Annotated in this window: 10 protein-coding genes; 9 read left to right on the top strand and 1 reads right to left on the bottom strand. The window is 61.1% G+C overall.

Annotated features, from left to right (window positions below; all coding sequences use genetic code 11):
- The first annotated feature begins 54 nt into the window (after positions 1-54).
- From secA to murB, 4 genes are all read left to right on the top strand, one after another.
- On the top strand, positions 55-2,808 hold the full coding sequence (gene secA, locus V7660_RS02230; protein ID WP_335601492.1) for a preprotein translocase subunit SecA: 2,754 nt from the start codon (positions 55-57) through the stop codon (positions 2,806-2,808).
- Between the two features lie 68 nt (positions 2,809-2,876).
- On the top strand, positions 2,877-3,101 hold the full coding sequence (locus tag V7660_RS02225) for a hypothetical protein (RefSeq protein ID WP_335601491.1): 225 nt from the start codon (positions 2,877-2,879) through the stop codon (positions 3,099-3,101).
- Positions 3,102-3,215: 114 nt separating this feature from the next.
- On the top strand, positions 3,216-3,449 hold the full coding sequence (locus V7660_RS02220; protein ID WP_335601490.1) for an inner membrane CreD family protein: 234 nt from the start codon (positions 3,216-3,218) through the stop codon (positions 3,447-3,449).
- A gap of 148 nt (positions 3,450-3,597) precedes the next feature.
- A complete protein-coding gene (murB, locus tag V7660_RS02215; RefSeq protein WP_335601489.1) occupies positions 3,598-4,545 on the top strand; it encodes a UDP-N-acetylmuramate dehydrogenase in 948 nt (315 codons plus the stop codon).
- A gap of 12 nt (positions 4,546-4,557) precedes the next feature.
- Here the strand turns inward: murB and V7660_RS02210 are convergent, their stop codons facing one another.
- On the bottom strand, positions 4,558-6,621 hold the full coding sequence (locus tag V7660_RS02210) for a TonB-dependent receptor plug domain-containing protein (protein WP_335601488.1): 2,064 nt from the start codon (positions 6,619-6,621) through the stop codon (positions 4,558-4,560).
- Between the two features lie 224 nt (positions 6,622-6,845).
- Here V7660_RS02210 and V7660_RS02205 point away from each other — a divergent pair, with 224 nt between their 5' ends.
- The 5 genes from V7660_RS02205 (at position 6,846) to lpxC (ending at position 12,542) form a co-directional block, all read left to right on the top strand.
- The gene (locus V7660_RS02205; protein ID WP_335601487.1) at positions 6,846-7,754 is read left to right on the top strand and encodes a D-alanine--D-alanine ligase; all 909 of its coding nucleotides are present in this window, start codon (positions 6,846-6,848) and stop codon (positions 7,752-7,754) included.
- Positions 7,742-8,614 carry a cell division protein FtsQ/DivIB gene (locus V7660_RS02200; protein WP_335601486.1) on the top strand — a complete coding sequence of 291 codons (873 nt, stop codon included), beginning with the start codon at positions 7,742-7,744 and terminating at the stop codon, positions 8,612-8,614. Before V7660_RS02205 ends, V7660_RS02200 begins: the two co-directional genes overlap by 13 nt.
- Positions 8,614-9,909: a cell division protein FtsA gene (gene ftsA, locus V7660_RS02195; RefSeq protein WP_335601485.1), complete on the top strand. Its 1,296-nt coding sequence runs from the start codon at positions 8,614-8,616 to the stop codon at positions 9,907-9,909. Before V7660_RS02200 ends, ftsA begins: the two co-directional genes overlap by 1 nt.
- A gap of 91 nt (positions 9,910-10,000) precedes the next feature.
- On the top strand, positions 10,001-11,446 hold the full coding sequence (gene ftsZ, locus V7660_RS02190; protein ID WP_335601484.1) for a cell division protein FtsZ: 1,446 nt from the start codon (positions 10,001-10,003) through the stop codon (positions 11,444-11,446).
- 172 nt (positions 11,447-11,618) lie between these two features.
- The gene (gene lpxC, locus V7660_RS02185) at positions 11,619-12,542 is read left to right on the top strand and encodes a UDP-3-O-acyl-N-acetylglucosamine deacetylase (protein ID WP_335601483.1); all 924 of its coding nucleotides are present in this window, start codon (positions 11,619-11,621) and stop codon (positions 12,540-12,542) included.

Here is a 12,542-nt window from a genome sequence, read left to right as displayed (position 1 = left end):
TTCCGCTGTCAGGATTAGAGTTTTGTCGCCCCAGATCAATTGGTGCTACCTGATATGCTTTCTGTTGCCCGCAAGATTTTCGGTTCAGTCAATGATCGCAAGCTGAAGCCGCTTCGCGCGCGCGTCAACCGGATCAACGCCCTTGAGCCAATGATGGAGGCCCTGTCGGACGAAGCCCTGAAGGGCAAGACCGAAGAGTTCCGCAAACGCCTCGCTGATGGCGCCACCCTCGACAGCCTGCTCGAAGAAGCCTTTGCGGTTGTCCGCGAAGGGGCGCGCCGGTCGCTCGGCATGCGGCATTTCGACGTCCAGTTGATGGGCGGCATGGTGCTGCACTCCGGCAATATCGCCGAGATGCGCACGGGGGAAGGCAAGACGCTGGTCGCAACCCTGGCCGTCTACCTGAACGCGCTTGAGGGCAAGGGCGTCCACGTCATCACCGTGAACGACTATCTCGCCAAGCGTGACGCCGAGTGGATGAGCCAGGTCTATGGCTTCCTCGGCATGACGACCGGCATCATCGTGCATGGCATCTCCGACGCGGAGCGCCGCAAGGCCTACGCCTCTGACATCACCTACGGCACGAACAATGAGTTCGGCTTCGATTACCTGCGCGACAACATGAAATACTCGCTGGACCAGATGGCCCAGCGCGAGCACCATTTCGCCATCGTCGACGAGGTGGACTCCATCCTGATCGATGAAGCGCGCACGCCGCTGATCATTTCCGGCCCGACCGATGACCGGTCAGAACTCTACATGGCGCTCGACGCGCTGATGCCGCGCCTGACGGACGAGGATTACGAACTCGACGAGAAGCAGCGCTCGGTCACCTATACCGAAACCGGTACTGAGAAGATCGAAGAGTGGCTGACAGAGTCGGGCACGCTGGAAGGCTCCATGTGGGAGCCGGCGAACATCTCCATCGTCCACCATGCCAATCAGGCGCTACGCGCGCACAAGCTGTATGCCCGCGACAAGGATTACATCGTGAAGGACGGTCAGGTCATGCTGATCGACGAATTCACGGGTCGCATGATGGAAGGCCGCCGCCTGTCGGAAGGCCTGCACCAGGCCATTGAGGCCAAGGAAAGGGTCGACATCAAGCCGGAAAACCAGACGCTGGCCTCGATCACCTTCCAGAACTATTTCCGCCTCTACACCAAGCTGGCCGGCATGACCGGAACGGCCCTTACCGAGGCCGACGAATTTGCTGACATCTACAATCTCGGTGTCATCGACCTGCCGACGAACAAGCCGATCCAGCGGATTGATGAAGACGACGTTGTCTATCGTACCGCCAGCGCGAAATATGCCGAGATCGTCAAGGATGTGCGCGAGTGCCATGCGAAGGGCCAGCCGGTCCTGCTTGGCACGGCTTCCATCGAGAAGTCCGAAGTCCTGTCAAACCTGCTCACGACCGCAAAAATTCCGCACAAGGTGCTGAATGCACGTCATCACGAACAGGAAGCCCAGATCGTGGCCAATGCCGGCGTGCCGGGCGCGATCACGGTTGCCACCAACATGGCTGGCCGGGGTACCGATATCCAGCTGGGTGGCAATTTCGACATGCGCGTCGAACATGAGAAAGCCGAACAGGAAGCCAAGCTCGGCCGGGAACTGACCGAAAGCGAATTGTCGCTGCTGACCAGCCAGATCAAGGCCGATATCGAGGTCAAGAAAAAGCGGGCCCTCGACGCAGGCGGCCTGTACGTTCTGGGCACGGAGCGCCATGAAAGCCGGCGGATCGACAACCAGCTGCGCGGCCGAACGGGACGCCAGGGCGATCCGGGCAAGTCGAAATTCTACATTTCCATCGAAGACGACCTCATGCGCATCTTTGCCGCCGAACGGATGGACAATGTCATGCGCCGCCTGGGCATCAAGGAAGATGAGGGCATCACTCATCCCTGGATGAACAAGGCGATGGAAACGTCGCAGAAGAAGATTGAACAGCGCAATTTCGAGATCCGGAAGAACGTCCTCAAATATGATGACGTGATCAATGATCAGCGTAAGGCCATTTTCGAGCAGCGCATGGACTTCATGCGCGCCGCGAATGTCTCCGACACGATCCTCGATATGCGCGAAGACGTGATCAACAGCCTGATCGCGCGGACCATGCCCGAAAAAGCCTATGCCGAGCAGTGGGACATGGACGGGCTCGCTGAAGCCCTGCGCAGTGATTTTGCAGTCGACATGCCTGTGAAGGATTGGGCCTCCGAAGAAGGCGTTGCCAATCAGGAAGTCGCCGAGCGCGTCCACGATGGAATCGCCAAGGTCTATGAGGCGATCACGGAGCAAGTCGGCCTCGAACAGATGCAACGCATCGAGAAGCAGATCCTGCTTCAGGTTCTCGACATGCGCTGGCGTGAACACCTCCAGATGATCGACCAGTTGCGGTCCGTGATCCATCTGCGCTCCTACGGCCAGCGCGACCCTCTGAACGAGTTCAAGGAAGAAGCCTTCAACCTGTTCTACAATCTGCTGAATGAGCTGCGCGCAACGGTGACGCGCTCGCTGATGCATATCCGGGTTCAGGCTCCGGAAGAAAAGCAACAAGAGCAACAACGCCGCCCTGTGCCGCAAGCTCCCGCGTCTGCTCCGGCGCCGCAAATGCGCGAGACACATCTTGATCCGGACACGGGCCATAATGAAATGTCGAGCGATGACACGCCGCCGCCCGGACCTGCCCTGCATCAGGCAGAGGAAAGCTGGGCCAGCACGCCCCGCAACTCCCCCTGCCCGTGCGGCTCCGGCAAGAAGTACAAGCATTGCCACGGCGCTCTGACCACGCAGAAGGCCTGACCCGCGAAATCGGAACCCGACGGTAAACGCCGCGTTCACCCTGATGAATACTCTCAAGGAGACTCATCATGGGCCGCACGCTCACCGCTATTCTCGCCTTTATCTGCGTCGTCTTCGTGATCACGCTGGGCTGGTACTATCTGCAGGAAGGCTCCTTCGAAGGCGCTGGCGCACGCATGGACGCCACCCTTGAAGATCTGCCGGAGGAAACATCCGAATTTGCAAATGAAGTGTCTGATGCAGCCGACGAGATTTCCGATGAGCTGGATCAGGACGACTCCCCGAACCGGTAACCCCGTCACAAGATGACCGCAATGTAACCTTGGGCTGGCCCCGGCTGCGCCCCACGGCTGCCGCGCGCACCGGGTCATAAATCGTGTCTCCAATCATTTTTTGGAGACCCCAACATGACCGATTCTCAACCTCAATCGCCGTTCGCGAGCCTCGTGCCGCAACGGTCCGTCGGCCTGAAATTGCTGCTCGTCTGCAGGCTTGCTCTTCTGATGGCCATTCCCGCCCTGTTCATTCATTCCGTGGTCCAGGACCGCCGCATGGGCGCGGATCGCGCCCTGGCCGACGTCAGCGAAATGGTCGGGGGCCCGCAATCCGTGCTCGGACCGGTCTTGTCCCTACCTTCCTGATCGCCGCGACCATGACCGTGCTGGCTGCCTCATTGGCCAGCATTGCGCTGACCATACATGACCCGCAACATTGACTGGTACGGCGAGCGGACCTCCGCGCCCGCTGCTTGACATGGAGGGGGAAGTGCCCGAACGCCTAGGCCCTATGATGACGACACTTCCCCCTGTTCGCGGCAAGCTGCTCAAGGACGCAAACCTCGCGCCCTATACCTGGTTTCGGGTGGGCGGACCGGCCGACTGGCTGTTCCTGCCCGAAGACGAAGCAGACCTTGCCGGCTTCCTGAAGACGCTCGATCCGGCCATTCCCGTGACCGTGCTCGGCGTTGGCTCGAATGTGATCGTGCGCGATGGCGGCATCGAAGGCGTCGTGATCCGCCTGATGGGAAAATATTGGGGCGCAGTCGAGACAGAGGACGGCATCACGCTATCTGCCCGACCGGGCGCCCTGGATCTAGCCGTCGCCAAGGCCGCAGCCCGCAACGGCATTACCGGGCTCGAATTCCTGTCCGGCATTCCGGGCTCTCTTGGCGGGGCCACGCGCACCAATGCCGGCTGCTATGGTCAGGAATTGCGAGACGTACTGATCGGCCTTGAAGGCTATTTGCGCGATGGCACGCATGTCGCCTATCGCGGCCCCGGACGTCCCGGCAATCTGCCGGAAGCGCACTTCTCCTACCGGCACAGCGATTTGCCTGAAGACCTCATCGTCACCAAGCTGACCCTCGAAGGCAGCGGTACCGGCGCGCCAGAAACCATTCTCGCCGAGATTGAGGCTCTGCAGGCCCGCCGCGCAGAGACTCAGCCCATCAAGGACAAGACGTCCGGCTCGACGTTTGCGAATCCTGACCCTCCCGGCACGCCGGACCAGCGCTCCGCATGGAAACTGATCGACGCCGCGGGCTGCCGGGGCCTGAAGGTTGGCGGCGCGCAGGTTTCGCCAAAGCACTGCAATTTCCTGATCAATACCGGCGACGCCACGGCAGCAGACCTCGAAGCGCTGGGCGAACTGGTCCGAGCACAGGTGCGGGAGTCGCAAGGCGTGGAGCTGCGCTGGGAAGTGCGCCGTATCGGACGCATCCAGCAGCCCCTGCCCTGACCGAAGGCGCGCCTAGAACGTCCCTTCCAGCTGGATCGTGAAGATCGGACCGAAATCGCGGGAGCGGTCTTCCACTCGCACGATATTGCCGAGGCGATTGGTGTCGTACAACTGTCGGCGGAATGTGTCATTCTGGTTGGCAAAGTTCCCGAATGTCGCCTGTCCGGTCATGCCCCAGATGTCCTTGTGCTCGATATAGGCGAACCCAAATCCGGGGCGCGCCCCTTCCTGCCCTGTCTCGGACAGGCGATAATACGGATTGCGTTCCCAGCGCTCGAACCCGACACCCCAGGCCCAATCCGTTCTCGGAATATCCTGGCGCATTTCGGTGAGCATCCAGTATTTCGAACTGTCATTGATCGGCCTCACCTCCCCGGTGAGCGGGTCGGTCACATCCGACTCGTAATACTCACCCTCAAACGACAATTCCGCGCCGGCAAAACCGATTTTGTCGAATTTCACCGTCGCATCCCATTCCGCGCCAAGGCGCCAGGCCGAGTCGAGATTTCCGGGACCGTCGCCCGTGCCGATGGGGACACGGTCAACAATGTCCTCGATATCGGAATAGAAGACTTCGAGCGTTGCGGCGCCCCAGCCGCCATAATTCTTTTCGGCCTGGGCGCTCAGCCGCCAGCTCTGCTCCGGCACTATGTCGGGATTACCATTTTCGCCGTTCCCGGCACTCAGATTGACCGATGAGACGAAATCGAAAAAGTCCAGCTGCCCCACTTCCCGCTCAAGACGTGTGACGAGCTTCAATGACGGATCGACCTGCCAGGACAGGCTGGCAAAGCCCTTGGGGCGGGTGAAGGTCCGCACATTGGACGCGTCGCCCGACTGGGAAAGTTCCGAGATTTCGGCGCCTAGGGAAACTTGCGCGGTCACGGTGGGAGAAAGCCGCCGACCATGCGTCACGGACACTTCTCCCCGCTGTTCTTCAACTCGCGAATTCGCGTTCGGCAAGGTCTGCGGTTCCAACGGACCGCCGCCTTCGGAACTGGCAAGAGAAGATTGCTGGTCCAGATAGTTGAACGCGCCCTCCAGCGCGACTTGCCAGTCGGCACCGGAGTCGAGACCAAGTGAATATTCCGTCCGGAGAATGTATTCGCCTTCTTCAATATCACGCTCGAACACGCTGCCGAACTGGTCGCTCCCATCCAGATTGCTCTGGAAGAGGCGGTCCACAATGGGACTGTCCTCACGTCGAAGGAGACCGATGGCCTTCAATCGCCCCGGCCCAAGAGCGAATTCATAATCCCCGCCAAGTTCGACGAAGACTTCATCTTCCGCGCCCTGGTACAGTCGCCGCCCTTCGGGGCCATCGACCGGAAACAGTTTTGCCGTTTCCTTGTTGTCAGGCTGATAGAGGGTGGTCTTGGCGTTGAGATTGCCGACCACACCGGAGGCCGGTGCCCAACCCACCGATCCCGACACGGAGACATATTCCGCCGCGTGGGTGAAATCCTCCTCACGCCGCTGAATGAGGGCGCCAGCGCCATCGGTTACGAATTCCGGACCATTCGAGGCGCCGCGCTCCGGGTCACTTTTGGCCTCGAAAGACCAGCTGATATCCCCCTTCCCGCCGGACAGGGTGAGGTTCAGGCCATTATAGAAGGGCGGAAGGTTGTCGCGGAAGCGGGCGCGCCAGCGCCATGTCCCGGAGACGGCGCCGTCTCCGTTCGTGACAACATTGACCACCTGCCCCGACAGTCCGGGAATTTCGAAGGATGCGCCATCGACCAGTTCTATGCGGACGATGCTGGAGGCGGAAATCCGGTCCAGCGACTCGGTCGCCCCATTCGACTTGCCGGACACGCGCTGGCCATTGATGAGGACATTCCCGCTCGCCTGCCCGAAGCCGCGTGAGCCATCATCGTCGCCCTGAATCGAAAAGCCCGGAATGCGCGAGACCATCTCCAGCGCCGTTCGCGGGGCATACTGGTTGAAATCATCCTTCGTGAAAATGGTGGCGCCCGGTGTGGTTTCCGGCGCCATGTCCGCGGCAGCAAAAAGGGCGAGTTGCGATGTGGCCAGGCCGAGGCAGGCACTGACGGCCAGCCGTGTCAAAGGGATCACGCTGCGTATCCTCCCCGCAGATGTCTGGAATAAATCGGCGTCTCACCACCGAGCGTAATTTTGATCGTGACGAATGACTACAAACGTAGTCTTAACATGGCAACAGGCTGAATCTAATATTTTTGTCATTTTGCCGGGAAAAGGCGCAGTGTCTGCCACGCTAAGGCCGCTTTAACCCTGCAGACGCGATGTATAGTCCGAAGGCCAGCTTGCAGGAAAATCTCATGAAACGTGTTGCCGTGATCTATGGAGGCTGGTCGTCCGAACGGGACGTGTCCCTCACTTCTGGTAAACAGATGGCAAACGCTGCGCGCAGCGCCGGGTATGATGTTGTGGAAATCGATGCCGGGCGTGATCTGGCAACGCAGCTGACCGACGCAGAGCCGGATGTGGTGCTCAACGGCCTGCATGGACCGTGGGGTGAGGATGGCTGTGTGCAAGGCGCGCTGGAAGTCCTCGGCCTGCCCTATTCCCATTCCGGCGTGTTGGCCTCGGCGCTCGCCATGGACAAGCTGAAATCGAAAGCGGTGTTTCGCGAGGCCGGAATTCCGATTGCCGAGGACAAGCAGGTCACCCGCGCGGAGGCCGCCGCCGCCCATCCGCTGAAGCCGCCCTATGTGATCAAGCCGGTCGCGGAAGGATCCAGCTTCGGCGTGCTGATCGTCCGCGAAGGGGCCAATGGTCCGGCCAAGGAACTGACCGGCCCCAACTGGCACTATGGCGACCATCTGATGGCCGAGGAATTCATTCCCGGCCGGGAGCTGACCGTGGCCGTTCTGGGCGACCGGGCGCTGGCTGTCACAGAGATCACGACCTTAAGAGACTATTACGATTTTGATGCAAAATATGAGGCTGGTGGATCGCAGCATGTGATCCCGGCAGACCTGCCTGCCCATGTGACCGACGCGGCAATGGAATTTGCGCTGAAGGCACACAAGGCGCTCGGGTGTCGGGGCGCGACGCGATCCGACTTTCGCTATGACGACAAGAGAGACCGGCTCGTGATCCTGGAAACAAATACCCAGCCCGGCATGACGCCCACCTCGCTTGTCCCCGAACAGGCCGCATTCGTAGGCATGTCCTTCGAACAGCTGGTCGCCTGGATGATCGAGGATGCTTCATGCCTAAGGTAAGCCGCAATCAGACTGTCCCGAAGAAGAAAGCCAGCCGCCGGCCCGCCGTCATCGTTGACGAAGTGACCGGCGAAGAGGTGCGCGTCTCTTCGGTCGTCTTCGGCTTTGTCATGCTGGTGGCCATCGTTGTGGCAACCGCCGCCTGGATGGGCGGCTCCATGTCCCAGATCGAAAACCGGTTCGCCAGCTTCATGGACAATACGGCTCGCACTGTCGGTATTTCCGTCAATTATGTGTCCGTGATCGGGCTGGAGCAGGATCCGGCCCTCGCGCAGGACATTCGCGCCGCTGCCATGATCGAGCCCGGCGAGAACATGTTCCGCGCCGATCCGCATGTCATTCGCCGCCGCGTCGAAGGCACCCACAAGGTGCTGAATGTGCGCGTGCACCGGCTCTGGCCGGACCAGGTGGTGATCATTGCCGACGCCGCTGAGCCGGTCGCCTTGTGGCATGACGGCAAGGCATGGACTGTTGTCGACGGTCTTGGCCGCGTCATTCCGGATGCCCGCGCCGATGACCACAAGGAATTGATCCGCCTCGCCGGTCGCGGCGCCGCAAAGGCCGCCCCTGCCCTCGTCGCTGCCTTGAAGGCCGAGCCGGACGTGGCCCCCCGCGTTGCCATCGCGACCCGCATCAATGATCGCCGCTGGGACATGCGCCTCGTGTCCGGCGCTACGGTTCGCATGCCGGAAGACCACCAGATGGTGGCCGCGCTGGACAAGCTTTCCACCTTGCAGGTGCGTACGGCCCTGATGCAGCGCCCGCTGGAGACCATCGACCTGCGCAACAAGGGCCGCGTCTATCTCGACCCGGTCAATGACCCTGACTTCACAGCACGCAAAGAGGCGGCTCGCAGCTGATGGCAAACGTTCAGGCCCGGCGGAAGCCCCTTGGGGGATCGCGTGCATCCAGCCCGATTGCGGCGCTGGACATTGGCTGTTCCAAAATCACCTGCATGATTGGCCGGAATGACGGCACAGGCCCGCGCAATTTCCAGATACTCGGCGCCGGGCGCCAGCAATCGCGCGGGTTCAGCGGCGGTACCATCACTGACATGCAGGGGCTTGAACGGTCCATCCGCCTTGCCGTGGAAGACGCCGAACGCGAAGCCGGCGAACAGATCAGCCATGTCATGCTCGGCATCACCGGGCCGAAGCTGAATTGCCAGCTGGTCACTGCCACGACCGAAATCGGCGCTCGCGAAGTGACGCCGAAGGACATCCGCCGGGTCCAGGCCCAGGCGATGGCCAAGATCTCCACCAAGGGCGCAGACGTGCTCGCCGCATGGCCGGTCGCTTACCGGGTCGATGCCCAGGAAGGCGTCCGTGAGCCGGCCGGCATGTATGCAGACCGGCTGGGCCTGATGTTGTCGGTCGTGACCGCGCCGAAGGCCATCGTCCGCAATCTCGTGGAATGTGTCGGCCGCGCCCATCTCAGCGTCAATGCGCTCATCCCCTCATCCATCGCCAGCGGCGCAGGCACACTGATCGATGACGAAATCGAGAATGGCGCGATCTGTATCGACATGGGCGCCGGCGTCACGGCCGTCTCGGTCTATCTGAATGGCTCTCCTGCCTGGCTCGGCCTTGTCCCGGCGGGCGGCACGCATGTGACCTCCGATATTGCCCAGGGCATCGGCACGACCTTTGCCGCCGCCGAGCGCCTGAAAAGCGTCTATGGCACCGCCAATCTCGAAGGCCCCGGCCTCGCCGAACGGATCGAGGCGCCCTGCCTCGGAGATGATGGTCGTCTGCAGGCAACCCGTATGGAACGCGCCCGGCTGGCCGAGATCATCGCACCGCGTATCGAGGAAATCTTCGAATACGTCCAGCAGACCCTGCAAGCCAGTGGTGTACGCAAAGTACTGCCTCGCCGCGTGGTGCTGACGGGCGGCGCAAGCCAGTTGCCGGGGGTACGTGACGTCGCCAGCCGCATCCTCGAAGCGCCTGTGCGGCTCGGCCGTCCGACAAATGCTGAATTCCTTGGCGAAACACTGGGAACACCAGCTTTTTCCACAGCTTCAGGTCTGCTACTGTATTCGGAGTTGGGGTTCGCAGACGCAGTACGGGCTGGCATTGCGTCAAAGGAATACGGAGCAGAAGCCCGAAGCGGAGCCGTGAACAAGGCGTTCCACTGGTTGAAAGAAAATTTCTGATGCCAAACGCGAATCACTTAACCGCTTCTTAGCTGCAACGCGTCATTTTAGCGCTTCAGCGTGGCTTATGGCGGTAAGGTGAGGACGACGAATGACACATGAACTCAAGCCCAGGATTCTGGTCTTTGGTGTGGGCGGTGCCGGAGGCAATGCCGTTGACAACATGATCGAGGCGAACCTGCAGGGTGTCGAGTTCATCGTGGCCAACACGGATGCGCAGGCTCTCTCCCGATCAAAGACGGAAAACCGCATCCAGCTCGGCCCGGAAACGACCTCTGGCCTCGGCGCTGGCGCCCGCCCCGACATCGGCGCGAAAGCCGCAGAAGAATCCATGAACGAGATCCGTGAGCGCCTCGAAGGCGCCCACATGGTCTTCATCGCCGCTGGCATGGGCGGCGGCACCGGAACCGGCGCAGCCCCGGTCATCGCGCGCGCCGCACAGGAAATGAACATCCTGACGGTGGCCGTCGTGACCAAGCCCTTCAGCTTTGAAGGCGCACGCCGCATGACCTTCGCGGAAGAAGGCCTCGCTGGCATCCAGAAATATGTCGATACGATGATTGTCGTGCCGAACCAGAATCTCTTCCGCATCGCCAATGACCGCACGACCTTCGCCGAGGCGTTCCGCATGGCGGATGACGTGCTCTATTCCGGCGTTCGGGGCATCACCGACCTGATGGTCATGCCGGGCCTGATCAATCTCGACTTCGCCGATGTCAGCTCGATCATGCGCGGCATGGGCGCGGCGATGATGGGCATGGGCGAAGCCGAAGGCGAGAATCGTGCCCTCGAAGCCGCCAAGCTGGCCATCGACAACCCGCTGCTGGACGATATTTCGATGCGCGGCGCCAAGGGCGTGCTGATCAACATCACCGGCGGCTATGACATGACGCTGTTCGAACTCGACGAGGCCGCCAATGAGGTGCGCCGCGAAGTCGACCCGGACGCCAACATCATTCTCGGCTCCGCGTTCGACACCGAACTCGAAGGCAAGATCCGCGTGTCCGTCGTGGCAGCCGGCGTTGATGCCGTCATGCCGTCGCTCAAGCAGAACACGCCGGTCGCGGAAACTGTCCGACAGCCGATCGCGGAACCCATCGAGGAAGAGCCGGTAGCAGAAGCCGAGCCGGAAATGGAAGCGGACCTGACCGTGGAGGAAGAGGATCGGCCGAAAGTGATCCTGCACCACGCCTCCCCGCTCCGCTCCGACGAGGTCGACCCGCGCGGTGACTTCACCGGGCAATCCCTGCCGGCCGAACACTTCGAGGGCTCCGAAGGCGAAGACCAGATCCAGGCCGATGCCGTGTTCAGCAAGCAGACCGAGGCCCCTGCCGAAGAAGAAGGTCGTCCAAGCCCCTCCGGTTTCTCCAATCTTTTCGGGTGGCGCAGAGGCTCACAGGGCGAAAATGACGACGCCCCAACGGCCGAGCCACGCTCGCAGATCGTGTCTTCTCCAGACGACCATCCGGAGCCAGCCCCGTTCGATGATGCGGACCTTGAAATTCCGGCCTTCCTGCGACGGTCGGCCAACCACTGATTTCTGCACTCTGGTGCGGACTCTTCAGGGGTGCCGCATTACGATGAAAATGCAATAATTACAGGGCGAAGACATATGTCTTCGCCCGTTTTGTAACACGGCGAAACAAGCCGTGTTTTGTATCCTGACAGCATACACCCCAAACTCTTTTGTGAAACTGGAGGTTGGTGTGTTGTCCGGTAGTGTAGAATTTCAACAAACGATTGCGCGGCCTGCCGTATGTGCGGGTGTCGGTGTGCACAGTGGTGAAAAGGCCCGGCTCGTCCTGAAGCCAGCCCCCGCTGGCACAGGCGTCGTTTTCCGCCGGACCGATGTGAAAATCGGTGACACGGCCATTCAGGCAGATGCCGAATATGTCTCAGATACCCAGCTCGGCACCACGCTGACCAATGAAGCTGGCGTCTCCGTCGCTGTGGTCGAACACCTGATGGCGGCGCTTGCCGGCATGGGCATCGACAACCTTCTCATCGAGATTGACGGGCCGGAAGTGCCGATCATGGATGGCTCCTCAGCCGTTTATTGCGAGTTGCTGATGCAGGCCGGTGTTCAGCGCCAGTCCGCCCCGCGCCGCCGTATTCGCATTCTCGAAGCAATCGAGATCGAGGATGGCCCGAAACGGGCACGCCTCTCGCCGTCGGAAGACAAATTCCTGACGCTGAACGCCCGCATCGAATATGATGACTCCGTCATCGGCGTGCAGGAAATGTCGCTGCAGCTGGCGCCCGGCATGTTTGCCCGCGATCTGGCTTTCGCCCGCACCTATGGGTTTGCCCGCGATGTCGACATGCTGCGCGCCATGGGCCTCGCCCGTGGCGGATCGCTGGAAAATGCCGTTGTGGTGGACAATGGCGAAGTGATGAACCCCGAAGGTCTGCGCGCCGAGGACGAATTCGTGCGCCACAAGATGCTCGATGCCGTCGGCGACATGATGCTGGCGGGCGCCCCGATTGCCGGGACGTATGAAGCTGTCCAGCCGGGCCATTCGATCAACAATCTGCTGGTCCGCAAGCTGCTGGAAACCCCATCTGCCTGGTGCTGGGAAACCGATACCGCCGATGCGGCAAGCGTGGACACCCGCCGGTCTGCCGCTGTCTGA

It is taken from the genome of Hyphomonas sp., assembly GCF_036964145.1.
Classification (GTDB): Bacteria; Pseudomonadota; Alphaproteobacteria; order Caulobacterales; family Hyphomonadaceae; genus Hyphomonas.
This window is presented reverse-complemented; position numbering and strand designations above follow the sequence as displayed.